Raw genomic sequence first — 24,348 nt, 5'->3', positions numbered from 1 at the left:
TTTTTGACAAGAGCCACTGCTCTATATGATTCAGATGCTCCAATTTTGAAAACCCATCTTTACTAAGGAAGCTTGTATTTCCTGATCCGCTTTGCTTTTGGAGGTCATGAATTCCACTTCGGACAATGCCGCCGGAAGCTTTTGCCGGATAAAAGAATCAAAATCAACAGCCGTTCTGGAAATGCGCAGCTTACGCAGTGAGGGCAACTGCTCCAATCCCGACAAACGAGTCAGGCCTTTGCAATTCGAGATGGTGATCTCCTCCAGCGCCTCCATCCGCCGGTCGAAGCTAATTTCCCGTAGCTGAGCTTGATCCTCGATCATTAGGCTTGTCAGCACTCGGAAATTCGTAATATTGCTCAGGTCATGAAAACCGCGGATTCTGCAAATCTCCAAGTGGTCAAATTCATTCTCTTCAATTTCTTGGATATGCTCTCTACCTCCAAGCAGAATACGAAGCTGCTTTAACTTCTTCAACCGGTTTACAAAATGTAACGGCAATTTGCTGATCGAATGCAGAGCGAGGTAATTCAAATCTTCCAGATTGTCTATCGCATCCAGGTTTTTCACCTTGCCCCCGACATGCAAATGTTCCAGTTGGGAGAACGCTTTGAAATACTCCAGGTTGAGCACCCTTTTATCAGAAATAATCACCAAATCCCTTAAAGAACGCAGCGAGTCAAATCCCAAAATATCCGTGTTCTCTAACTCATATATACCCAGATTCAAACTGCATAAGTGTTCCAGCACGGCCAACGTTTCGGTGTGATGCGCCTGGACAAGACTATCGAGATGCAGCATTTTGACATGGGGAATTCTCAGGAGTGTACGGTCGTCGAACGAGAGGGAATAATGGGCATAGAACCGTACTCCGAAGTTTTCATCCAAAGACGCGCACAGCTCGTCTACTTCCTCTAAAATGGAGCCATAGAAGTCCGGATGAGAGAACTGGACAATGACTTGGTTCCCATCACGCAAGTCCTGCTTGATCTGTACCCGGTCCAGTGTGGCAGGATTATTGATCAGAATTCTTCTTTTCCATTTCTTGCGCATTCGCGAACCTCCTTTTGTCTTACTCCACCGCCTCGGCCAGCCATGCTTGCATAGCCGGAGACTCCGCGCGATTCAAGCGCAGGGCGATCTCTGTGTTGATCTCATCCGGAGAGCGGTTGCCTTTTGTTCAGCCTTACCTGCAATTCCGACATAGCATTAATAATTCTTTCTCAGCAGCTCGATCACCTCATCCAGGGTAAGTCCAAAGGATTTGTAGTAGGAGGTATCGATTTTCATTTGGCTCAGAACCATGTCGTTGCGGATTTGCAGTATCTCGTCGGAAGTGAACTCGGCTACAAAACAGCCTTTACCCGTGACGGTATGGATCAATCCGCTTCGTTCGAGTTCTTCCCAAGCCTTCTTTACGGTAATGACGCTAACACGAAGCTCTTGGGCTGCCTGCCGAATCGGCGGTAAGCAATAGCCGCCTTCGAGTTCCCCTTTCAGGATTAGGGCGCTAATCTGTTCGAAAAGCTGCTGATAAATCGGTTTTTCCGATGTATTTGAGATCGATACGTTCATTTCACAAAATCTCCACTTTGAGGAATCGCTTAACCGCAATCCGATAGGTAATCATGTTCAATGCAACAAAGATCACGATGCCTGCGGCCAGAATAGATATTTGAAGTTCTGTATTATGGACCCCGGAACCGTTGAAAATGTCGGACACCACCGGACTGGCAATTCCGATCCATTGGGCAACTCCGGCAAACAACATAGCGGCCGGAATGGATACAAGCGCTGCTCCGCCGAAGTTATACGCTGTCTTGTAGTACATGGAGATGAAGATCACATTGAAGATCGCAAGCATGATAAAGCACAGGCCCCAAAAACCCATGTACGGTCCGAAGAAAAAATGGGTCAGATCCGGATATAAGTAAATATTGACCACACTAAAGATCATAGCCACTCCGACATGCAATAATTCCAGAATGACCATAACGATCACCCTTGCTTTCACGATATCTTTTTTGGTGATGGGCATCATCGAGGTAAATAACAAATCGTTCTGTGCTCTAAATTGTCCGAACATAACAGGTACCGTGATCCAGCAAAAATAGAGTATGACAAGGAAATAGATCCAACCCGGAATTAGCATTAAGGCGCCTAGAAGCACAGGGAGGATCAGAAAAAAGGGACTGATCGCTAATTTCAAATCCTTCATCACCAAGTTATACATACATATCCTCCTTTTTCGCGAAATAGATCATAATTTCCTCTAGACTCGGCGTAGCTGCTCTAATACCGGAAGAGGAATCAAAGTCTCCGGAAGAGATCAATCCGGTAAAACCGAATGAGTTTACTTTATAGGAGATCATTTTATCTTTGACTTGGTTCAGCTGGCTTTGGCTGCCGCTTAGTAAGCGATAGGACTCCAGGAGTTCATTTTTCTCTGAACTGGCGACGATTTGTCCGTTGTCGATAAAGGTAATAAAATCCGCGCATTTTTCCAGATCCGATGTAATGTGAGTTGAGAAAAGAATGCTGATTTCACCATCGATGACGAGCTCCTGGAAAATATCCAACAGGTCGTCTCTTGCCGCCGGATCGAGTCCGCTTGTCGGCTCATCAAGAATGAGGAGCTTCGCACCATGCGATAAAGCAATAGCCAGATTATATTTTACTCTCATTCCTGCCGACAATTCAGCTACTTTCTTGTTCTCATCCAATTTGAATCTTTTCAAATAGTTGTAATAGGTGTCATGATCCCAGTTCTTGTAGAACTTCCTAATGACCTCGGTCAATGTTCTTAACTTGCTGCGGGTGTAGAAATCAACGCCGCCAAAAGCGCATCCGATTTCCTGCTTCAATTCGGTTTCGTGTTCGGCGATATCCTTGCCCAGAATACGCACTTCTCCGCTATCGATATGAATCATATTCAGGATCGATTTGATCGTGGTCGTCTTCCCTGCGCCATTGGCACCGATAAACCCCATAATATAGCCCTTTTCTAATTGAAACGATATATCCTTTAATTGAAAATTCGGGTATTTCTTATTTAAATTTCGAATATCTAAAGCCAGCATGTTATACCTCCCTCTAAAATTGTGTATGTTGTGCATGCACAATATATCACGGAGAGCTTATGAAGTCAATTACCCTTAATCTAATTCTGAATACGTTTCTGCGCATCACGAACACCACTGAAACGCACTACTCCGTGCCTATAATCAGGGGTTGCACTTGGTCTATGTAGAAATCGAAGAAACTTAACCCATGTAGGATGGATTTCCATTAGAATAAAGATAATTAGCCGAAAATAGGAGGTTTGAGATGAACGGTAAAATCGTCATCATAACAGGGGCAAATTCGGGGATTGGTAAAGCAGCCGCATTCAAATTTGCAGCAGAAGGATATCGTGTGATCATGGCCTGCCGCAATATGGAGATCAGTGCAGCCGTACAAAGGGAACTCATTGAAACCACAAAAAATAACGAGGTGGATTTGATGGAGCTCGACGTTTCCTCCTTTGTTTCCATTCGTAATTTTTGTGCGGCTTTTAAAGCGAAATATCCGCTTCTGGACATCCTGATCAATAATGCTGCCTACCTAAATCATGGGGAAAAAGAGTATAAACTCAGCCCTGATCATATCGAATTATCTTTCGCTACGAACGCATTCGGCCCCACTTTGATGACGCGACTGCTAGCCGATCATCTTGCACAATCCCAAGACCCCAGAGTGCTCAATGCTTGCACAACAAACATCAAAAACTTCTTCGACCCTAAAAGAACCATCGAGTTTGATAATTTGCGCGGAGAACTGAAGGACACCCGGCCTTACAGCACGTATAAGATGTATGGAGACTCGAAAATGGCCCTCTTGATGCTTACGTTCAAAGTAGCAGAGGAATTTAAAAGCAGGGGGATCAAGGTCAATGCCATTCAAATTAATCGAGTAAAACTTTCAAAAGAGACGATTAAAAAAATGAAGTCATTTTGGAGAGTATTGGCATGGGCGCAAAATATCACTAACCCTTTACCGGCAGGCATGGCTGACAACTATTTTCAGATTACCACTTCGGATGAATTCAAGGATGTTACTGGGCAGCTAATCAATCACGAGAGAGAAATTGTTAAACCAGCCTCAACCGAGAAGGGCTTCACTCAATTGAAGAATATCTTCGGCTTAAGCAGCTATCCTAGCTATGCTGCAAATCCTGAAAACGTTGAACGTATATGGAGTTTAAACAACCTGCTCACTGAGGATTGAATTTTAAGCTTTTCGCACTTGCCTAATGAGTTCAATATATTGCAGATCCCCATATCCAAGTGCCGGAAATACAGAAATGAGCTGCTTCACCAATTCCGCTTCGGATAGATGAGCGTGGTTCTTGATATATTTCGTTACGCTGTTGTCTTCAGCAAGCATACTTAAATGCAGTTCAATCGCTTGGTACATGACCGGTAATAATGCTAGCGATGGCTTCTGTTGATGCATGAGATAGTGATTTTGAAATAAAGGCTTTAATGGCGCTATGACTATTTTCTTGTAGCTTTCTACGGAGCTTTGATGCCCTTCTGCACGAAGCTGAATAAATCGATCATCAAAGATGGGCTTGGACGCCGGATGCACACACATGGCTTCATTGAACGAAACATAATCCGAGTTCCCCATGATTTTATTTGAATGAAATTCATCGTACATGCTTTGTCCATTATTCGTCTGATAGTTGTTGTGATTCCCTTATTCTATAATCATAAACAACAGAACCACCTAAAGCGTTGTGAATTCAACGTTCCAGGTGGTCTCATTTTTTAAAATGTGCTGATACTATCTCCAAAAGGTGGAGCAGCCTGCCTTATCCAATATATTAAACTCAATCATTTTCTCAAGTAAGGAGTAATTAACTGTTTGATTCCACGGGATCCGCATTAACTCCTTCGTCTGCTCATAGCCTGCCTCCGAGATCTCTTCGGAGAAACGAGACATTCCCGCCTGCTCAGGGGAAACGGACATATGTTTCTTGGATGCGCTAAAGCCAATAATGTATGTTCCGTGATCGGTAAACATAGGCTGATTCCATTTCACTGCCGGTTCTACATCCGGAAATTTCTCCATGACCCAAGACAAGACTTCTTCCATACGTGCTCGGTGCAGCGGGTTATCGATTTTTGATAGAAATTCCCCAAACAGTTCCATCATGTCACCTCGTAATCTAATACCCGGAAAAGGCATCCTTTTTAATATTTTGCTTAGAAACTTGATCGCTCTGTAAGCAGCTTGTAACCGACTCTATCATCGCCTTCGGTCCTGCGACATAGTACTTGCCATTGTTCTTGTGTAAAGCGCTAAACTTTTGTATCCCTTGATGTAATTCGTCCCTTGAATCCAGATAGGTCACACTCACCAAGGCGCGTTTCTCCATATCAGCAAGTTCATCCTTAAATAAATAGTCCCTATTCCCATCCAAATAGAGAAGGTGAATTCGGGTTTCGGCTTCATTCGGTGCTGTCTCCAGTTGTCTTAGTATCGACCGAAATGGGGTAATACCAATCCCGCCTGCGATTAGAAGTGTTGGGCTGTTGTCTCTGAGATAGAAAGGCCCTACCGGACCGCGCATCATTATTTTCATGCCTGGAGTTAATTCCATCAGTGAACTTTTGAACTCACTCCGTTGTTCACCAATACGTGTAGTGATTCTGACCGCATCCTCATCAGGGGCAGACGAGATACTGAATGGACGCGTGCCATTATTAATAGACTTATGCGTAATGCTGAATAAACCATACTGACCTGCTTTCCAGGTCAAATCCTCTTCTTTTGCGAACACAAATGAATATACATCGTCTGCTTCCTTATAACTTTCTATAAACTGCAACTCTCTCTTTTTGAAAAACGGCACTAAATTATCCTGAAAAAAGCCCATTTATCCAACTCCTTCTACTTTTACCTCCTGCCAACTCTTGCTGCCTTCCTACGGCAATTAGGGTTCCAGCACCTTTTCAAGCTTATCAATCCATGCCATCCAGCCGTACTTAGCGCCTGCAAGACCTTGCTCATTCGTAATTCCTGTTTGCTCGAGATGCAGGTTTACCTTCCCATCCCCCAAATCCTGTATTGTCAGGCTCACCGTATGTTTCTCTTCTCCGACTGCCCAGGTAAAGGACAATAGGGTAGGTTCATCTACGATCAGCACCTCGCTGTCTACGATTCCATCCCAATACTCGTTCGGTTGATGGCGAAACTGGAAGCGGTGTCCGATGATAGGCTTAAAGTCATTCTCCGCAATCCACTTGGCTAACTTGCTTGAGTCAGTCAAGGCTGACCACAGCTTGTCAACCGATGTCGTGAATTGAAAGTCCATGTTTAACGATAAACTCATTCATTCTCCTCCTCTAATAGCTGGCCCAAACGCATCATATTGTTACTCCAGTACTTCTTGTAGAAAGCAACCCAGTCTTCCACTTCTTTAAGTGGAGCAGCGTGCAGCTTGTATAGCGTTTCTCTGCCAACCTTACGATCATGCACCAGACTTGCCTCTTTAAGAATTGTCAGATGCTTGGACACCGCCGTACGCCCCATTGGGAAATGCGGTGTGATCTCATGAAGCGGCATCTCATCCACATTCGATAACAAATGAATCAACCGGCGCCTCGTCGGATCTGCAATCGCGTCAAACACATCCCTAATTTGAGCAGCTTGGCTCATATTAATCCACCAGATTTCTTTCATAGTTGATTTCGTCCATAACGACACCATTTGGTGTCTTTTTTTATTATACGACACCTTTTAGTGTCCGGTCAACATTAGAAGCCGTAAAATCAGGGGGGATGTCCCGAAAGGTCGTCAAATCAAATGCCCAGCGTTGCCGGATTTTTATACAGCCAACCCCGCTCGGTGGACGGTTCCCATGTCGGAGTTTTGTACGAAAAGTCGCACAACATCCCTCACGCACCGTCTGAATCCAGGATTTTGAACGAAATATCGTATAAAAGCGCCCGTGAAGTGAGGGGACGAGGGCAATTTGTATGAAATATCGTTCAAACTCTTCCAGTCAATGAATCAAGGAGCAGGTATATACGAAAATTCGTACAAAAAACATTTGCGCCGCGGCCACTTCCTACAAACACAAATAAGCCGGATAGAAAATATCACCTTTTCCTTCTGGCTTATTTTGTTCAGGGGCTTTTGGGACACCCCTTTCGTATTATTTCGTATTATTAGGTCAGCCAGATATTACTGGTTGGCCTATTATAGACGCCAAAAACCAAAGAGCTGAGCGAAAACAGACCGCTTAGCTCCTAGGTTTTTTACGAATATCATCTTATTTTGTTGGTAGAGATGTTCCAAAGTTACTTTAGGGACAGCCTCTTGCTCTTGGGGTATAACCCCCTGTTGCTGCTAAACGGATCTACAAGCTCGTCATCGATATTATACTTTCTAATTGCTTCCGTACGCTGTCAAGACCATATGACACTACCCCCGATCGGGATGAAGCGGTCTACTTTGGGGCTATGTATGATGAGGCGCTCGCCGGCAATGACTGTGCGGTCGACACTGCTTTGAGAACGCAGCAGCAGCAGATTTTAATCATCGTCCAGAGGGTGGGTGTACACATTCGTAACCCCGTTTCGGTAGCCCCCTCCTGCTTGTCCCTTCACGCGCTTTATATCACAATCCAGCTTCGCTGCTGGCGATCACTTGTCCGGTTGAGGACAAATCGTAATCACCCAAGGAAAAAAGCACATCGTGAAGCTCCGCAGACAGCAGCGCCTCGCGCAGCAGGCCAATCCATTCCCGGTTTTCAGGTTTGTTCAGCACAACCAGGTCAACCCGCTCCGCAATCAGCGGGATAAAGTCCAAACCAGCGATGCGGGCCGGGCGCTCGCTTCCGACGCCGACATCGGCCCCTCCCAGCGCAATCCGGCCGCCAAGACCCATATGGGTCGTTTCTTCCTGCTCGTAGCCGTTAACGGACGACGGGACGATGCCCCTAAGCCGCAGCTGCTCGTCAAGCAAAACCCGGGCGCCCGAGCCTTTTTCCCGATTAATCAGACGAATATTCGGACGCGACAGGTCCTCCCAGGCCGTAATTCCCAAAGGGTTCCCTTGCTTCACGTAAAATCCAGCTTTACGCGTCACGAAATGAAACACAAGATAAGGCAATGATATAAACAATTTGCGGATATACGGAAGGTTATACTCCCCGGTGTCGCCATCGTACAAATGCGTGCTGACGATATCCGCCCCGCCGTTATACATGGCCACCAGGCTGTCCATGCTGCTGGCGAAGGAGCGCAGCGGCCGGAATTTGGAGCTTCGCTTTTCCAGCGCTTTCGCCAACAAATCAAGGCCTGGGTCCTGCCCCGTGATGACCAGCGGTTTTACTCCGTCATTGGCGTCAGCGCTGCTGACCGGCAGCGATACAGGAGTCAACGGCGTTAGTTGGACGTCCGCGGCAACGAAGCCAGCGGGTCCGCCGCCAAGCCGGCCTGGCGCAGTACCGCCGGCTGTGTATCCGCTTTTCGCTTTAAGTTTATACGCTTCGAGATCCGTGGAATCCACCCGCATTTGTTTGCCTACGCGATATGCGGGCAGCTCGCCTTTTTTGATCAGATCATAAACGGTTAATTTGGATACTTTAAGTAATTTGGCGATTTCTTCGGTCGTGTAAGAGATCGGTTCGGTCATGAGTTTCTCCTTGTACACGTCATCTATGAATTGTTCCAGCTAGACTTATCTTACTGATGTTCCCGCTATATTTCAATGAACGGCGCGGTCAGGACGAATTTTATTTTTGAAATGTGCGTGAAATCTCTATGCACTTCATTATGTTTAGTATAATCTAGATATAATTAGTTATAACCAGGGAGGAAGATTCATGTTTCAACGAAAAATGATACCTTTGCTGGCCGTGATGATGACCGCGCTTATGCTGATCATCTCCGGCTGCGGAAGCGCAGCAAACAACGCCGCATCGGCCAATAAGGATACCGCAGCCCAGGCGGAAGCGTCCGGCGCAAATTCAACCGCTTCCCCAAAAGTCGAACTGCTCGTTTCCGCCGCGGCAAGCCTTACCGAGAGTATGGACGAGTTAAAAACAATTTACGAAACCGCCCACAACGATGTTAATCTTACCTTTAATTACGGGGCATCCGGGACGCTGCAGCAGCAGATCGAGCAAGGCGCGCCGGCGGATTTGTTTTTGTCGGCCGGAAAGAAGCAAATGGACGCTTTACTGGATAAAGGACTTATCAACTCTGAATTATCAACAAACCTGCTGACCAATGACCTGGTGCTCATCGTTCCGGGGAACTCTGCCGTTCAAATCAACACGCTGGAGGACCTGGAGCAGGCCGGAAACATCGCCATCGGTACGCCCGAATCCGTGCCCGTCGGCAAATATGCCCAGCAAACTCTTTCCTATTTTAAGCTTTGGGACAGTTTGCAGTCCAAGCTGGTTATGACGAAAGATGTGAAGCAGGTGTTGTCCTATGTGGAGACAGGCAATGCGGATGCGGGTTTTGTATATAAAACGGATGCCGCCGTCTCCGACAAAGTGAAGATTGCGCTAACCGTGGACCCGGCAAGCCATGACCCGATCGAATATCCGGCCGGCGTGCTGACGGGCAGCCAACATCCGGACGAGGCTAAAGCTTTTTACGAGTTTTTGCAAACCGATGAGGCGATGGAAGTGTTTAAAAAATACGGATTTAACCCGGCGGAGTAACGGCCCGTAATGAATTCATTATTCGTGTCGGAACATTTTTGGTCGCCGGTTCTGTTGTCGCTTCAGGTATCGATTGCCGCAACGGTGATTGCATTTCTCCTCGGACTTGTGGTGGCATGGCGGATGGCGGCCGCGGTTTTTTACGGCAAATCGCTGCTGGAGACGGCGTTCCTGCTGCCGCTTGTGCTGCCGCCCAGCGTCGTCGGCTTTATCCTACTCGTGCTGCTTGGCCGGAACGGCTGGATCGGTCAGGCGGCCTCCGCCTGGTTTAACCTGTCCTTCGTGTTTCAGCCGCTCGGGGCGATCGTCGCCGCCAGCGTCGTCAGCTTTCCGCTGATCTATCAAACGCTGAAAACCGGGTTCCAGTCGGTGAAAAAAGACGTCAAGGAGGCGGCTCGCGCGCAAGGGGCCAACGAGTGGCAGGTGCTTATTCATATCGTGCTGCCGCTCTCCTTGCGGTCGCTGCAAGCGGCTTTTATTCTCGGCTTCGCCCGCGCGCTGGGCGAATTCGGCGCCACCTTGATGGTCGCCGGCAACATTCCCGGCCGGACGCAAACGATCCCGACAGCCATTTATTTCGCCGTTGATGCCGGCAATATGCCGCTCGCCTGGGCGCTCACGGGCTGCACGATCCTGCTGTCGTTTTTGCTGCTGATGCTCTCTTCCAGATTTAATAGCGACTAGAGTGCGCTTCACAGCACAAGCTGAAAACCCCCTCTCAGTAAGCCGCCAGTTGGTTTACGAGAAGAGGGGGTTTTCGCTGTCTATGACTCGAAGGCGGCCAGCCACAGCGCCGTTATTTCAAAACCGGCATGGGGAGAAGCAGTACAGCTTCTTTACTTCGCCAATTCCTCCTTTGCCCACTCCCCGATTTCCCGGCTGTCCACCGGGTATTTGCGTTCCCCCGCCGTCCGCCGCAGCCGCTCCAGTAATGTCTCGATAATTCCTTCGCTCACCTTAAGCCCTTCCCCGTCCAGCGCCAGACGCACCGAACTGCGCCCCGAATGCTTGCCCAACACGATGACGTGATCCGCGCCGAGTTCGGAAGGATCAAGCGCCTGGTACGTCCGGCGGTCTTTCATCAGGCCGTTCACATGAATCCCGGATTCATGAGCAAAGGCGAGCCGCCCCACCAGCGGCCGCGCATCGGGGATGTCTCTGCCGGCCGCACGGGCGACGAGCTCGGCCAAAGGCTTTAGCTTGTCGGGACGCACCGTGCATTCCCCTCGGTATAAGTGCTTCCAGGCCATCACCACTTCCTCCAGCGCGGCGTTGCCCGCGCGCTCACCGATGCCGAGCACGGTCGTGCTGGCCCACTTGGCTCCCGCCTCGATACCGGCCAACGTATTTGCCGTGGCTAAGCCAAAATCGTTGTGGCAGTGGATCTCCAGTTCGATGTCGGGCGGGCAGGTGGCCAGCAGCGCGGACACCCGCGCATACAGCGTGCCGGGATGGTGAACGGACAAGGTATCGGCATAACGGAAGCGCCGGATTCCTTCTTTACGGAAACCGCAAACCAGCTCGCGCAAAAAAGCAAAATCAGCCCGCGAAGCATCCTCGAAACCGATCGATACGGCAAGCCCTTTTTTCAGCGCATAACATGCGGCGCGTTTGCCCATATCGATGACTTGGGCCGGCACCGCCCCCAGCTTGGCACGCATTTGGATCGACGATACGGGCAGGGCGATGTGGGCCGCATCCACGCCCGCCGAGAGGGAAGCGTCGATATCGGCGCAGCTTGCCCGATTCCAGGCCAGGAGCCGCATGGGCAACCCCAGCGCCGCGATCCGGCGGATGGCCCGGCATTCGTCTTCGCCCATGGCCGGGATGCCCACCTCGGCCTGCTCGACTCCGGCGGCGGCGAGACATTTGGCGATTTCCAGTTTTTCCTTAGCCGTAAATGCCACGCCAGCCGCCTGTTCCCCGTCGCGCAGCGTTGTGTCGCAAATCCGTAAGTTTTTCATAAAAGGTTACCCTCCTCCCGTACCCGAAACCCTCAAACGTTTTTGCAGCACACGCAGTCGGGATTGCTGCGGAGCGAAACGACATAATTGCTCATATTCAGCGTGTTGATCCGGTGCATGGCATTGATAAACGGACGGCCAACCCCGGTAATCCACTTGACCGCCTCCAAAGCGGCCAGGCAGCCGGCCAGGCCGGAGGTGGCGCCCAAAACGGGAAATCCGAGGGGTTCCCATTCCTGCGGGCGCTCCGGGTACAAACACGCAAGGCATGGCGTCGCTCCCGGGACGATCGTCGTTAAAGAAACCTCAAACCCGTACATAGCCGCCTCGACCATCGGCTTGCCGGCAGTCACGCATAGGTGGTTCAAAGCGTACCGTTCGGGAAAATCGTACCTCGCGTCGATCACGATATCGGCCGCTCTTACCCAAGGGCCGCTTTCCGCAAGCGTGATTCGGGCATTATGCCCTTCAATGATCACCTCCGGATTAATTCGCTTCAAGCTCTCCTCTGCCGCAGCCATCCGCTCCTCGCCCACGCGGGCGGAATCCATCAGGATTTGCCGGTTCAAATCCGGCAGCTGGATTATCCCTTCATGCGCCAGGATCAGCTTGCCGATTCCGGCTGCCGCCAAATAGAGCGCCGCCGTTCCGCCCAGCCCGCCGATGCCTGCAACCAGCACCGTCGCTTCCTTCAGTTTGCGTTGCCCCTCCCGCCCCAGCAGTTTGAGCTGGCGATCATAGCGGAAAAGCTCCTTCACAAGTTGCTGGTTCTCCTCCGCGTATTGCGGGCTTTCCATCTTCTCCACCGCGTTTTGCTCCGTAGTTCCCGACACGTCGTCCCCCCTCCCTTTTTTAAAACTTAAAGATGTCCTCGTTTGCGCGCAACCGCGACTTCCTGATGCCGCCCCAGCCAGTCCAGCGCCTCCCGCATTTGGCTTAACGCAAATTTCTCCAGTTTCGCCGCGGAAGTAAACGGAAAACGCAGCCCGGCCCGCAACGTGACCGAGGAGAGGATCAACCGGCCGCTGGATACGATGGCCCTTCCGAACCCTTCCCCGTTCATTTCCACCATACTTTGCATAAGCCGCTCCGTCTCCACCTCGAGTGTCACCGCCATTGCTTGAAACACATGCTCGACCTGTAACCGCAGCTTGGAGTTAGGCGTGCAATCCTGACTTAGCGCCTGCTTCTCTTCCGGAGTAAATAACAGCAGCCGGGCGATCTTGTCTTCCTCGCTTAGACCGCTGCCCTTGCCGAAGTAATCGTAAGCATCGATCATTTGACAAAGAGACCGGTTAAATGCCGATAACAATCGCCGGTCCCTTTCCCCTATATATTCAGTGTTTCGCCCTTCCCATCGTTTGGCTTCTTCCATGCCTCCCCCTCCTTGTTTATCCCTCGTTGCGGCCCTCCACTTCTTGCTCCGAAGCGGCCTCCTCCTCGGCAAGCAGCACTTTGCTCAGCCACATCGGCGGCTTGCCGCGCAGCATTTCCAGCAGCCTGCCGATTTGTTCCTCGATCGGAACGCCGGACGGCACCTTTACCGGCATCATTTTCCGCCGTGTCACACGCGCCGCGGCCGAGGCTCCGATTTGCATCAGGAACACCAGCGTGCAATCGCCGATCAGGGATATCCGCACATCGATTTTTCCCGTTTCATCCGAGGAAATTTGCGTGGGAACGGTCCGGTTCTCTATAAACCTGGCGTCCCCGGGGCGGACTTCATAGACAGCAAACATCGGGCTGTGTCCGAAATGGGCGTTCACATGAACGCCGTCATCCGTGGCAAACGCTACGCGCATGCTGGTTCTCCTCCCTTCGGATAAGCCGGTTGCCCGCTTTATTGATCAGATCCAGCGTCCCGCGATATCCCACCGTCAGGGACATGTAGGCTCCAAGCTCGTCGAGGACCGGAAAACCCATCGCCATAAACGCCGCGCCGCAGTGTTCGGCCCCGCTTTTTCCGTGCGAATTGCTGATCCAGAGGTCCGCCCCGGCCGCCAGCCGCTCGGCATCTTCCAAATCGCCGATCCAGATTTCCTCGTCCCGCCGCTGCAAAGACGGCGTCTCACAGGAGGCGACCAGACCTTGAAGTCCGACGCCCATCTCCTTCAGCCAGGAGACCACCGAAACGAGGTGATCCGGCTCCAGGGCAACGACCGCCGTCACTCCGGCATAATTGAAATGGGCGTCCAACATGCCGTCGAGCAGATTTTCCCGCTGCCAGCGATAACGCCAAGGGACGGGTTCCCCGCTGAATTCCTGCAGAAAATAAAAAAATTCGTCGCTGGCCGCAAGACCCGATACGCCGTCGAACACCCGGTAAGGAATGCCCGCCGCATTTTGCAGTCTTCGAGCGGGACGCTCCATGCTGGAGCCGATGGCAATCGTCAGCTCCGAGCGGAACATTTGCCGGGCGGAATCCAGCGGCACCCCGCCGCGGGTGAGCGGCGAAAAGCCGGTCAGCAGATGTCCTGACAACGAGGTGGACACATCGGGCAGGGCGATGACCTCCAGTCCGAACGAAGCGATCGTTTCTTTAAGCTCCATCACGTCCACTGCTGTCAGAAAAGAACCGGGCAGCAAATTCACCTGGCGCTTTACCGGCCGTTGCGATTTGCGCCCCGCCTGCTCCAGCAGCCCGTCGATAGTCGACTCGACCATCGCGCCGTACCCCGTCTCCAGGGAACCGCGATAATCGGGCAGCGCACAGGTGACCAGCAGCGTGTCGCGGAGATTGCGCTTGCGCTGGAACGTTTTGATTCTTCCGGCGTAATCCGCGCCCGACGCCTCCGTGAGCGCGGTGCTTATGACGCCTACGCAGTCCGGACGATGCTTCGCCAATACTGTTTCCAGCGCCTCCTCCAAATTCCGATCGGCATCAAAAATCACATCCATCTCCTGCAGCGCGGTCGTCTGCACTGCGATTGGCTCGCGGTAATGCCTCGTCAGCAGCGTTTTCGCAAACGCGGTGCAGCCCTGCGCCCCGTGGATGATCGGCAGCGAACGGTAGATGCCCTGCAGCGCCAACACTCCGCCGAGAGGCTGGCCGATTTTCAAGGGATTGCAGCTTAACGGCTTGTTTGTTTGGTTAATCGTCATCATGTCCCTCCCTTTCCCAAGGAGCCGGCGTCCGCACCAGGTTCCACACAGGATGCTCAAGAGCAAACACCACCTGCTTCGCAAGGCGGATTAACCCGTCATAACCCGCAAACGCGGTATGCCGTTCCTGGTTAATGTCCACGAATGGAATTTGCTCCTTTAAGGCCATGTACATGTTGCGTCCGCCGGCGATGACCAGGTCGGCCTTGCGTTCGCGCACCGTTTTTAGGATGCGCCCGGCTCCCCCTTCGGAAATGTATACCGCGTCGTCTCCGACACGTTCGGCGATCCGGGCGATCTCTCCGTCGGTGCTTTTATTCGTCCCGACGCCAACCACCTTGATCCCGAGCTCCTGCAGCGCGGAGATCACCGACCAGCTTTTGACGCCGCCGGTATACAGCACCGCCCGTTTGCCTTTGAGCTGTTTGCGAAGCGGCGCCAGCTCGCGCATCACGCGGGCTTCCTCATGCTCGACCAGGCGGTCGACGCGCCGCTCCACCTCCCGGCTGCCCAGCAGGTAGGCTAGCTGCCGTAAGGAATAACTCGTTTCCTTAGCCCCGTAAAACGAGCCCTCGAAATACGGAATCCCGTATTTTCGCTCCATTTTGACCCCGAGGCCCAGCAGCGCCCGGCTGCACACGATCATATTGACTTTGGCCCGGTGCGCTTCGGCAATTTCCTTAAATCTTCCGTCCCCCGTTATTTTGGCATGAATGTGAATGCCGGCCTGATTCAGCAGCTGTTCAATATCCCAGATTTCGCCGGCGATGTTGTATTCGCCGATCAGATTCACGGCCGTGTCTAGGACTGCGGCAGGTTCTGCGGTGCCGATCACATATTGAAGGAGCGCCTCCCCGGCCAGGCGGGTGCCTAAGTTTTTACTGCCGACAAATCCGGGGCTGTTGACGGGAATGCAGGCGATTCCCAGCTCGGCGGCCGCCCGCTTGCATACCGCATCGATGTCTTCTCCCGTAAGCGCCGAGACGCAGGTTGAATATACAAAAACTGCTGACGGCGAAAATTGCTTCGCGATGTATTCGATTGCCGCGCGCAATTTTTTCTCTCCGCCGAAAATGATGTCATGTTCGCCCAAATCGGTCGTAAAGCCGTACGCCGACAACCGGGGGCCGCTCGACAAGCTGCCCCTTGTCCCCCAGCTGTTCCCGGCGCATGCGCTGGGACCGTGAACCAGATGCGCCGCGTCCGCGATCGGGACAAGTGTAATTTGCGCTCCGTCAAACGAACAGCCGCCCGCCGCTTCACCGGGTTTGGGCCTTGGACACAGCTTGCTTTGCGGTTCCTCTTTGCCGCAGGAATCACCCATTCCGGCATAACCTGTCATACTGATCGCTTCCATCCGTTCTGATCCCTCCTGCTATCCGAAATGTTCCTGTCCCGGCATCCCGGCGAATAACCGTTTGACCCTGTGCGTTAACGCACAAGGTCAAAGCTGTGGGCCGGAGCGTCTTCATCCAACCGCTCTAGCACCGTATTTACGAATAAGGTCAGCAAATTTAAGGTACCTTGATATCCGATGATCGGATAGCGCTGCAGATGATGCCTGTCGAATATCGGAAAGCCCACCCGGAGCAGCGGCACCCCGGCTTCTTTGGCCGCGTATTTCAGATGGCTGCTGCCGATGGCCAGATCGACCGGCTCATTAAACAATAGGGAGCGCAGATGCCAAAGATCGCGGTCGATATGCACTTTACCCGCCGCGCCGTAAGGGCTGGACGATAAAGCCAAGCTTGCCTCCTGTGCGAATTCGGCGTCACCGTTGGAGCAAACGATATGAACCGGCTCCATCCCCAGTTCCAGACAAAAGCCGATCAAGCCCAAAAGCAGGTCCGGGTCTCCGGCCATCGCCACCCGCTTACCGTGCAGATAATTGTGGGAATCGGTTATCGCGTCGACCACCCGGGCCCGTTCCTGCAGCAGCGCTTCCGGGACCGGCCTGCCGCTCAATTCGCCGATCGTTTCGAGCAGACGGTCGGTGGCCGCGACCCCTAGCGGCGTGTGCAGCGACTGGACCGGATGCCCCCAAGCCTCCCCGATATATTCCGCCGTTTTGCGCAGGCTGTATTTTTGCAGCGCCAGCGTTCCCTGCGCATTCGCCGCGTCCGGCACATCGGCCAGCCGGGTTCCGCCGTAATAATACGCATAAGTTCCGTCCGCTCCGGAATCGAAATTGCCGCTGTGATCGCCCAGCACGGTGTAGTCCGCCCCGAACAGCTCCAGAATGCGCCTAAGTTCGGAGAAGTTGCCGGTATACGGCTCGAATCCAAGCAGAACATTCAGCTTGCCGCTGCTGGCCGAATCGACGGCCTGCCCTGAGGAACGTTCGTACAGATAACTAAGAATCGCCTTCAGCATGTTGTCGTAGCCGGTAATATGGGAGCCGGAAAAGCTGGGCGTATTGGCAAAAGGAATCGGCATCCCCTCCGGGAGCACGCCTTCCTTCCGGGCGTTGCCGATAAAGGCCGACAAATCGTCCCCGATCACCTCGGCCATGCAGGTCGTGCTCATTGCAATCATTTCGGGTTTGTAGAGCGCGACGCTTGTCTCCAGCCCGTCGATCAAATTGCGCATCCCGCCGAACACGGCGCCGTCCTCCGTCATCGACGAGGACACCGCGGGAACCGGCTCTTTGAAGTGGCGGGCAAAATGGCTGCGAAAATAAGCGGTGCAGCCCTGCGAGCCATGGATGAACGGCAGCGTTTTTTCAAAGCCCAAAGCGGCCATCATCGCGCCGAGCGGCTGGCAAGCTTTCGCCGGGTTCACAACCACCGCCTGGCGGGCAAAGTTTTTGTCCATATACTCCTGTGACCTGGTAAATACCGCGGTCTGCAGCACCTCTTCCTCCGGGCAGGCATTTTCGAACTCGCGTTTCCCTTCCCGCTGCCGGACGTATTTTTCGCTGGCGAACAGCTTGTTATGGTCCAGAATCGTCTCCGCTTCGCTCATGCCGTCACCTCCTTTTTCTGCCGGGATTTCACCAATTTCCATACCGGGCTGTTGACGGCCATATCCATGTCCCGAGCAAACACCTTAAACCCGTCAAATCCATGATAAGGGCCGCTGTAATCCCAGGAATGCATTTGCCGGAACGGGATACCCATTTTGTGGTAAACGTATTTTTCCTTCACGCCCGCGCCCATCAGATCGATATCAAGCCGCTGGGCGATCTCCTCCAGTTCGTACGAGCCCGGATCGTCCATCAGGATCGTCGCTTGTTTCAGCTCGGGAATCGTTTTTAAATAATCGTCCTTGTGGGCGAATTCATAACCGGTCGCCACGATTTCCATACCCAGGTCCTCGTAGGCGCCGATGGTATGCCGAGCCCGCAAGCCGCCGATCAAGAGCATGACCTTCTTGCCGTCGAGGCGCGGACGGTATTTGGCGATTACCGCATCCATTTCGTCCTTATAGCGGGCGATTACTTTTTCGCAATTCTCCTGGATCGTCTCATCGAAAAAGGCCGCGATCTCGCGCAAACTTTCGATCGTTTTGGTTGGACCGAAGAAGTTGTACTCCAAGGACGGGATTCCGTACTCATTCTCCATCACTTCGCACATATAGTTCATCGAGCGGAAGCAATGGATGAGGTTCAGCTTCGCTTTATGAGCAGTCATGATCTCCTGGAGCGTGCCGTCGCCGGACCATTGCCCGATAACGCGCAGACCCATCTCCTCCAGCAAAATCCGCGACGCCCAGGCGTCCCCGCCGATATTGTAATCGCCGATAACGTTGACATCGTAAGGGCCGCACTCCTTCAGCTCCGCCCGGCCCATCAGAAAGTCGCGGATGGCGTCATTGGCGATATGATGCCCGAGCGACTGACTGACACCGCGGAAGCCTTCGCAACGGACCGGCACGATGGGAATGCCCAGTTCCTTGCTCATTTTTTTGGCCACAGCTTCGATATCGTCGCCGATCAGGCCGACCGGGCATTCCGACTGGATGGTAATTCCTTTGGCCAGCGGAAACATCTCCTTGATTTCCCGGCAAATGAGCTCCAGCTTTTTGTCCCCGCCAAACACGATATCCGTTTCCTGAAAATCGCTGGTCACCTGCATGGCCGTAAAATTGTTGATGCCCAGCATGCCGCTGGCATAATTCCGCCGCGTGCCCCAGCTGTATTGGCCGCAGCCGATCGGCCCATGGCTGATGTGGACCATATCCTTGATCGGCCCCCATACCACGCCTTTGGAGCCGGCGTAGGCGCAGCCGCGGATCGTCATCACGCCCGGACGCGACTTGACGTTGGATTTGATGGCGCATTTACTGCAATCCTGCTTGTTGTCCTCCTCCATGACTTCGTAGTGGCGTATGCGCTCTTTTTTCGCCTTTTCCGGGAAAATCTCCAGGATCTCCTCGACGAGCTGTTTCTTTTGGATCACGTCCGTCGTTCCCATTCTCCAACCTCCCGCTCCTTTATTAATCTCTTAATCTGGAGTCAGCCACGCGGCCGTGCTTAAAGCGCGGTTTTCATCCGCTTCATGGCCTCTTCCTCGTTTTCGATCACCCCGAACTCCATCAGCAGGTCCTCCAGCTCCTCCATGCTGATCGGTGTCGGAATCGTCAGCCTGTCGTTGTGCAGAATTTTGTCGGCCAATTTCTCGTATTCGTCGGCTTGGGAATGGCTTTCGTTATACTGGGTGACGGTCATTCTCCGCAGCTCGGCATGCTGAACCACGTTATCCCGCGGCACGAAATGAATCATCTGTGTGTTCAGGCGGCGGGCGAGCTCGGTGATCAGCTCATCCTCGCGGTCCGTGTTCCGGCTGTTACAGATTAATCCCCCGAGGCGTACACCGCCGCTATTCGCATATTTCAAAATGCCACGCGCAATATTGTTGGCAGCGTACATGGCCATCATTTCGCCGGAGCAGACGATGTAGATTTCCTCCGCTTTCTTCTCGCGGATCGGCATGGCGAAACCGCCGCAAACAACATCGCCGAGCACATCGTACGAAACGAAGTCCAACCCTTCATAGGCGCCTTCCTCCTCAAGGAAATTGATCGCCGTTATTATGCCGCGCCCCGCACAGCCGACGCCCGGCTCCGGACCGCCGCATTCCACGCACTGGATGCCGCCGAACCCTTCCTGGACGACGTCCGCCAGCTCCAAATCCTCGACCGATCCCCGCTCTGCCGCCAAATGCAAAACGGTTTGCTGCGCTTTCGTGTTCAGGATCAGCCGGGTGGAGTCTGCTTTCGGGTCACAGCCGACAATCATAATTTGTTGATTGAATTTTTTGGCCAACTGGGCCAGCGTGTTTTGCGAAGTCGTCGATTTACCGATTCCGCCTTTTCCGTAAAATGCGATTTGTCTCATAGGAATGACCTCCATTTGGGAAATTTGATTTTAAGTGCGTGTTCAAAAAGTCGGGTTTTCAGCACCGAAGCGTATGCTTCCGATGTGCGTTTTTTCAAAACGCTTTAGGTCGGATGAAGCTAGGGACTGAGTAGCGGAGCGTACGTTTTGGGTACGTGAGCAACGGAAGGCCCGGCTGAATCCAAGATTCGACGTCGAGACCACTTCCTGACTACTTCGTGATCGAAAGACGACTTTTTGAACAACCTCTTTAGTTGGAAAAATAGCGACGGGATGAGTTAACGTGCTACGTGCCTGCGAGCGGGTTTGCGGGGGCTTCGGACCGCGGACGCAGGTAACGGTCATATTTGGCATGCTGCAAAATCAGCTCTTCGATATGCCCGGGTTTGACTACCGGAATGATGCCTGCCGCCTTCAGTTTAGCTTCCGGTACTTTGCCGATGCCCGCCGAAAAAAGCACCGAACAATCGCTTAAGCTGGCGATAATTTCCCGCAGCGTCGCCGCCTTGTCCCCGTTGCAGTTTGCTTTGCCGTGACAATAAGCCTGCACTTTGCGAATCCCGAGGAAGGTGACGTTCTGTCCGTCGGTCTCATACACCATAAATTCCTTGGCATAGCCGAAATGCAGGTTGACCCGGCCCTCGCCCCGGGAGGCGACCGCTGCGCGCAGCCTGTAGCCGGCAGCTTCCGCGGGCGCTCCCGAAGCGGCAGCCGCCGGGCAAGCGCACTTGCTCCCGGACTTTCGTCCGGCAGCCGCTTTCGCCGCTTGGCGTTCCTCCAGACGCTTCACCTTCTCCTCCAGATCGGCTTGCAGCCGCTCCCGCGCTGCCGGATCAATCGGCGGCGCCGACGCGAGCTTCTCCCACGTAAAGTCACCGCTGCGGTCCTCGCCGAGCAGGCCGATGGCATCGGCGCGGCACTGCCGGCAATGCCTCATGATCTGCGCCCCCGCCCCGCCGCAAGCTTCTTGGACGGCGTGCAGAAGCTTCGGCGGCGGCGCCGCGCGTCCTTCCTGTTCATAACGGCTGCCCGGAGCGATAATCAAAGGCATAATGTTGTGCATAAAAGCCCCCAGGCGCTTAACCATGCCGGCCAGAACCGGCATATGCTCGTCATTGACGCCTGGGATCAGCACGGAGTTGACTTTGACCAGCACCCCCTTGTCGCTTAAGGCTTTCAGCCCGAGCAACTGGCGGGAGATAAGCAAGCTGGCCGCTTCTCTGCCTTCATATTTGCGGCCCGATTCTTCGTCATATACCCAGCCGTAAATTTGGCTGCCGATGTCCGGATCGACCGCATTGATCGTGATCGTGACATGGGCAATGCCAAGTTCAACGATTTGATCAAGGTATTTCATCAAGTTCAGGCCGTTTGTGCTCAAGCAAAGCGTGACATCCGGAACGTCGCTGCGGATTCGGCGGAACGTATCGAACGTCTTATCCGGATTGGCCAGAGGATCGCCTGGACCGGCAATGCCGACAACGGACAATTGCAGAAGCTGCGCGGCAACGCCCGCCGCTTTGCGGGCCGCCTCCTCCGGAGTCAGCAGCTCACTGACGACGCCGGGCCTGCTCTCGTTAACGCAGTCAAACTTCCGGTTGCAATAATGGCATCCGATATTGCAAGCCGGGGCCACCGGTACGTGCATCCGCGCGAAATAACGGTGCGCAGCTTCGCTGTAGCAGGGGTGCCTGGCGACCTCCCCATTCACGGATGGACTGGCGGCTTCACTTGCGGAATCCATGCGCCCCTCTCCTTTCATTTCCTGCATTGTCAGCTTTCCAAATCAACGGGCCCGAATAATTTGAATAAACTGTAAAAATTTATTTATATCATAGTTTCACGTCAAGAATGCGTCAATTAACATATCACCAATTTCTGCCGATTTTGCGTCAAGTTAACAAATCGGTCAAAAACCGCGTCATATTAGTTGACATGCGAATCACATGGATCCGATTACATTTCAAATTCTCAATTGCCGAGAAAACGCCAAATCCAGCAGGCATATCAGGACCACCTGTCCAACGGGTGGTTTGTTATTGGGGTATAACCCCCTGTTGCCAAACTGCGCCTAAAGTTTTTGCTGAATAGATCCTCACGTACTTTTCGCCTGTTGGTTGCTTCATTTCATTTATGCCTATTGTGGCTGATCGCTGATAACCTAGATAATTAATTGTAGAAAGCACAACTAAAGTCTTACGATTTCCAAACTTTACAGGTTTAAATGTTAGAACTGCAGCTAAAAATCCGTTTTTTTTCAAAAAGGTTGCGTTTTTGCGAATCTAAATGTACTCCATACATTTACTTTTAAATTCGGAACCAAAGTTCAGAACTTAGACGTACCTTTTACAACTAAACCGTCACCATAGGTCGAATATAAGCTGGAGCAATGATCCTATTGGCTTAACCTTTGTTCTCTCACCCGCATAGCGGTTTTTTGTTTCGCGCGTTTCACGCACTCAACCGGCTAAAGCCTACAAAAACAAAAAAAGAACAGCCTGCGGCTGTCCTCTTTGGCTGTCTGTCCTAGAAGCATGTGAACGAGCTAATCCGATTCAGATCAATGCCGAAGTACCCCCAGAAGAACCCGAACCATCTGAACCCTGCAACCGAATTAGGCCCGACGAATACCGGGAAGAACCAGAATTGCTCGCCATTGTTCAGCCAAATGTATGTGTTGCGGAACAGGCAGCCTCTGATCGCACCGGGGTCGATGGCAAATGCAGTGGCCGACATTTGCGGCACGAATTGCGGCGGGGGAGCTGTCGGCGCTTGAACGCCTCCCGGTGCACCCCCCGGAAATCCCCCTGGCCCACCCGGTCCGCCAGGTCCGCTCGGGAATCCCGGAAATCCTCCGCCGGTACCCGGCGCTGGAAAAAATCCCATATGTGATCGCTCCCTTCAATGAATAGGCATAATCATCATATGCATCCGCGGAAAGGGAGTGACGCGTATGTGCTGGTTTCTGGGGTCATTTATTTCAGGTCCAAGCCCAAAAGAATCCGTCGCGGTCCCAAGCAATTCGGCCTCCGTGAAGCTTGCGAAAAGCCTTCTTCACCTCTTTCGACAGCGAGGCATTTCCATTCTCATTCACGAATACGAATTGTTCGCCGAAATGGGTCTTTATATATTCAATCGCATCGGTCTGGTATAGCGACCCTCTAAACCTGATCTCCTTGACCATCCATTCTGCTGCTTCCTGCGCAGTTACTTCCATTGGATTATGCTCCTTTTCACTCGCTTATTGCCATTGCCCGACCTCAGCCAAGCATGCGTTGATTACGACTAAGGTCTGAAGGGCTTGTACATTTTGCATGCCGGTCTCGTCTCATTCCGGCAGCCCGAGCAGCCAACGATGAGCTTCGGCGAATAACGGTCCCCATGTCGATTCATGATGCGTTCCGCCTGGTATGAAGTCGCAGCGGATTTGGCTGTCTTTTACTCCTGCAGCAAGCAGTGTTTGTCTTACCAGCTCAACGTGTTCATGGGCAGTCCGATTAAAGTCGGCATTATCGGTCTCCAATTCTCCGATGCTTAGGTAGAGGCGCAGCGCGGGAGAACTAACCGACTGCTGAATCAGTTGAATCATGGCACCTTGGTCTTGCCACATCACGAATGAAATGCCGCTCACCCTGCCAAATTGATCCGGAAAACGAAGGGCCGTGTAGAGTGAAATATATGCGCCGAACGAGCTTCCCCCAAGCATCGTATGCTCCGGTCCAGGACATGTGCGGTAGCAACTGTCGATATGAGGCTTGAGCGTCTCCGCAAGGAACTCGGCATAGGCGCCGCCTTTGCCTCCGAAGCCATACTCCGCATTTATGGTGAAGTTATACTCATGGTTACGCTCATTATCTCCATGATCTATCGCAACCACAATAACCTCAAGCTCAGGCTCATGGATTGTCATGTGCTCCAACGTCTCATCGACGCCCCACTCGTTTCCCCAAGATGTCGCTTGATCGAATACATTTTGCCCATCATGCATATACAGGACAGGATAACGGCGAGTGCCTTCATGATAGCTTCTCGGCAGATAGATCCACACCCTGCGTGTTGTCTGCAGCTGAGGAATCGGAAAAGCCTGAATCACCCTGACATCACCGGTAATGGTATGCAGCTTATCGCCAGGCAGAACATCTCTCCAAGGCAAGGCAGTATTCTTCGTCATGAAACATTCTCCTATGATTGTATTTACATGAATCTTATCGTGCAGC

Annotated in this window: 26 protein-coding genes; 3 read left to right on the top strand and 23 right to left on the bottom strand. The window is 52.4% G+C overall.

The features are described 5' to 3' along the window. Positions 1 to 30: 30 nt before the first annotated feature. From KI362_RS20840 to KI362_RS20825, 4 genes are all read right to left on the bottom strand, one after another. Entirely contained in the window at positions 31 to 1,053 is a 1,023-nt protein-coding gene (locus tag KI362_RS20840; RefSeq protein ID WP_301630144.1) for a hypothetical protein, read from the bottom strand. 156 nt (positions 1,054 to 1,209) lie between these two features. Next, entirely contained in the window at positions 1,210 to 1,575 is a 366-nt protein-coding gene (locus tag KI362_RS20835; RefSeq protein WP_301630142.1) for a GntR family transcriptional regulator, read from the bottom strand. A 1-nt stretch (position 1,576) separates the two neighbouring features. Then, positions 1,577 to 2,233 carry an ABC-2 transporter permease gene (locus KI362_RS20830; protein WP_301630140.1) on the bottom strand — a complete coding sequence of 219 codons (657 nt, stop codon included), beginning with the start codon at positions 2,231 to 2,233 and terminating at the stop codon, positions 1,577 to 1,579. After that, positions 2,226 to 3,080, bottom strand: coding sequence for an ABC transporter ATP-binding protein (locus KI362_RS20825; RefSeq protein WP_301630138.1), 855 nt, complete (start codon positions 3,078 to 3,080; stop codon positions 2,226 to 2,228). The genes KI362_RS20830 and KI362_RS20825 overlap by 8 nt, the downstream gene beginning before the upstream one ends. A 247-nt stretch (positions 3,081 to 3,327) precedes the next feature. Here KI362_RS20825 and KI362_RS20820 point away from each other — a divergent pair, with 247 nt between their 5' ends. Continuing rightward, the gene (locus KI362_RS20820) at positions 3,328 to 4,266 is read left to right on the top strand and encodes an SDR family NAD(P)-dependent oxidoreductase (RefSeq protein ID WP_301630136.1); all 939 of its coding nucleotides are present in this window, start codon (positions 3,328 to 3,330) and stop codon (positions 4,264 to 4,266) included. 3 nt (positions 4,267 to 4,269) lie between these two features. Here the strand turns inward: KI362_RS20820 and KI362_RS20815 are convergent, their stop codons facing one another. The 6 genes from KI362_RS20815 to KI362_RS20790 form a co-directional block, all read right to left on the bottom strand. After that, entirely contained in the window at positions 4,270 to 4,671 is a 402-nt protein-coding gene (locus KI362_RS20815) for a hypothetical protein (protein ID WP_301630134.1), read from the bottom strand. Positions 4,672 to 4,827: 156 nt separating this feature from the next. After that, entirely contained in the window at positions 4,828 to 5,196 is a 369-nt protein-coding gene (locus KI362_RS20810; protein WP_301630216.1) for an iron chaperone, read from the bottom strand. 16 nt (positions 5,197 to 5,212) lie between these two features. Beyond that, complete coding sequence (locus KI362_RS20805) at positions 5,213 to 5,923, bottom strand: FAD-dependent oxidoreductase (RefSeq protein ID WP_301630132.1); 711 nt, start codon at positions 5,921 to 5,923, stop codon at positions 5,213 to 5,215. A gap of 57 nt (positions 5,924 to 5,980) precedes the next feature. Beyond that, the gene (locus KI362_RS20800) at positions 5,981 to 6,379 is read right to left on the bottom strand and encodes an SRPBCC family protein (protein ID WP_301630130.1); all 399 of its coding nucleotides are present in this window, start codon (positions 6,377 to 6,379) and stop codon (positions 5,981 to 5,983) included. Continuing rightward, complete coding sequence (locus KI362_RS20795; RefSeq protein WP_301630214.1) at positions 6,376 to 6,705, bottom strand: ArsR/SmtB family transcription factor; 330 nt, start codon at positions 6,703 to 6,705, stop codon at positions 6,376 to 6,378. The genes KI362_RS20800 and KI362_RS20795 overlap by 4 nt, the downstream gene beginning before the upstream one ends. A gap of 963 nt (positions 6,706 to 7,668) precedes the next feature. Next, positions 7,669 to 8,688 (bottom strand): helix-turn-helix transcriptional regulator, encoded by a 1,020-nt coding sequence (locus tag KI362_RS20790; RefSeq protein WP_301630127.1) that lies wholly within the window; start codon positions 8,686 to 8,688, stop codon positions 7,669 to 7,671. Between the two features lie 190 nt (positions 8,689 to 8,878). Between KI362_RS20790 and modA the strand changes: the two genes are divergently transcribed. Next, positions 8,879 to 9,727 (top strand): molybdate ABC transporter substrate-binding protein, encoded by an 849-nt coding sequence (modA, locus tag KI362_RS20785; RefSeq protein ID WP_301630125.1) that lies wholly within the window; start codon positions 8,879 to 8,881, stop codon positions 9,725 to 9,727. Positions 9,728 to 9,736: 9 nt separating this feature from the next. Next, positions 9,737 to 10,411, top strand: coding sequence for a molybdate ABC transporter permease subunit (modB, locus tag KI362_RS20780; RefSeq protein WP_301630123.1), 675 nt, complete (start codon positions 9,737 to 9,739; stop codon positions 10,409 to 10,411). A gap of 152 nt (positions 10,412 to 10,563) precedes the next feature. On the opposite strand, the gene KI362_RS20775 is transcribed toward modB, so the two are convergent. The 13 genes from KI362_RS20775 to KI362_RS20715 all read right to left on the bottom strand — a co-directional run bounded on the left by KI362_RS20775 (position 10,564) and on the right by KI362_RS20715 (position 24,302). After that, the gene (locus KI362_RS20775; protein WP_301630121.1) at positions 10,564 to 11,691 is read right to left on the bottom strand and encodes a homocitrate synthase/isopropylmalate synthase family protein; all 1,128 of its coding nucleotides are present in this window, start codon (positions 11,689 to 11,691) and stop codon (positions 10,564 to 10,566) included. 32 nt (positions 11,692 to 11,723) lie between these two features. After that, positions 11,724 to 12,524, bottom strand: coding sequence for a HesA/MoeB/ThiF family protein (locus tag KI362_RS20770; protein WP_301630119.1), 801 nt, complete (start codon positions 12,522 to 12,524; stop codon positions 11,724 to 11,726). 26 nt (positions 12,525 to 12,550) lie between these two features. Next, on the bottom strand, positions 12,551 to 13,066 hold the full coding sequence (locus tag KI362_RS20765; RefSeq protein ID WP_301630117.1) for a DUF269 domain-containing protein: 516 nt from the start codon (positions 13,064 to 13,066) through the stop codon (positions 12,551 to 12,553). Between the two features lie 16 nt (positions 13,067 to 13,082). After that, the gene (locus KI362_RS20760; RefSeq protein WP_301630115.1) at positions 13,083 to 13,493 is read right to left on the bottom strand and encodes a NifB/NifX family molybdenum-iron cluster-binding protein; all 411 of its coding nucleotides are present in this window, start codon (positions 13,491 to 13,493) and stop codon (positions 13,083 to 13,085) included. Then, positions 13,468 to 14,793, bottom strand: a complete 1,326-nt coding sequence (gene nifN, locus KI362_RS20755) for a nitrogenase iron-molybdenum cofactor biosynthesis protein NifN (RefSeq protein WP_301630113.1) — start codon at positions 14,791 to 14,793, stop codon at positions 13,468 to 13,470. The genes KI362_RS20760 and nifN overlap by 26 nt, the downstream gene beginning before the upstream one ends. Further along, positions 14,783 to 16,150, bottom strand: coding sequence for a nitrogenase iron-molybdenum cofactor biosynthesis protein NifE (gene nifE, locus KI362_RS20750; RefSeq protein ID WP_301630111.1), 1,368 nt, complete (start codon positions 16,148 to 16,150; stop codon positions 14,783 to 14,785). Before nifE ends, nifN begins: the two co-directional genes overlap by 11 nt. A gap of 74 nt (positions 16,151 to 16,224) precedes the next feature. Next, positions 16,225 to 17,757: a nitrogenase molybdenum-iron protein subunit beta gene (gene nifK, locus KI362_RS20745; RefSeq protein WP_301630109.1), complete on the bottom strand. Its 1,533-nt coding sequence runs from the start codon at positions 17,755 to 17,757 to the stop codon at positions 16,225 to 16,227. After that, entirely contained in the window at positions 17,754 to 19,208 is a 1,455-nt protein-coding gene (nifD, locus tag KI362_RS20740; protein ID WP_301630107.1) for a nitrogenase molybdenum-iron protein alpha chain, read from the bottom strand. The genes nifK and nifD overlap by 4 nt, the downstream gene beginning before the upstream one ends. Positions 19,209 to 19,267: 59 nt before the next feature. Next, on the bottom strand, positions 19,268 to 20,131 hold the full coding sequence (gene nifH, locus KI362_RS20735) for a nitrogenase iron protein (protein ID WP_044481478.1): 864 nt from the start codon (positions 20,129 to 20,131) through the stop codon (positions 19,268 to 19,270). A gap of 286 nt (positions 20,132 to 20,417) precedes the next feature. Beyond that, on the bottom strand, positions 20,418 to 21,875 hold the full coding sequence (gene nifB, locus KI362_RS20730; RefSeq protein WP_301630104.1) for a nitrogenase cofactor biosynthesis protein NifB: 1,458 nt from the start codon (positions 21,873 to 21,875) through the stop codon (positions 20,418 to 20,420). Positions 21,876 to 22,657: 782 nt separating this feature from the next. Then, entirely contained in the window at positions 22,658 to 23,017 is a 360-nt protein-coding gene (locus KI362_RS20725; RefSeq protein WP_301630102.1) for a collagen-like protein, read from the bottom strand. A gap of 94 nt (positions 23,018 to 23,111) precedes the next feature. Beyond that, positions 23,112 to 23,348: a DUF6953 family protein gene (locus KI362_RS20720; protein ID WP_301630099.1), complete on the bottom strand. Its 237-nt coding sequence runs from the start codon at positions 23,346 to 23,348 to the stop codon at positions 23,112 to 23,114. Between the two features lie 111 nt (positions 23,349 to 23,459). Next, positions 23,460 to 24,302, bottom strand: coding sequence for an alpha/beta hydrolase (locus tag KI362_RS20715; RefSeq protein ID WP_301630097.1), 843 nt, complete (start codon positions 24,300 to 24,302; stop codon positions 23,460 to 23,462). Positions 24,303 to 24,348: the final 46 nt, after the last annotated feature.

It is taken from the genome of Paenibacillus apis, from assembly GCF_018333295.1.
Lineage (GTDB): Bacteria > Bacillota > Bacilli > Paenibacillales > Paenibacillaceae > Fontibacillus > Fontibacillus antibioticophila.
This window is presented reverse-complemented; position numbering and strand designations above follow the sequence as displayed.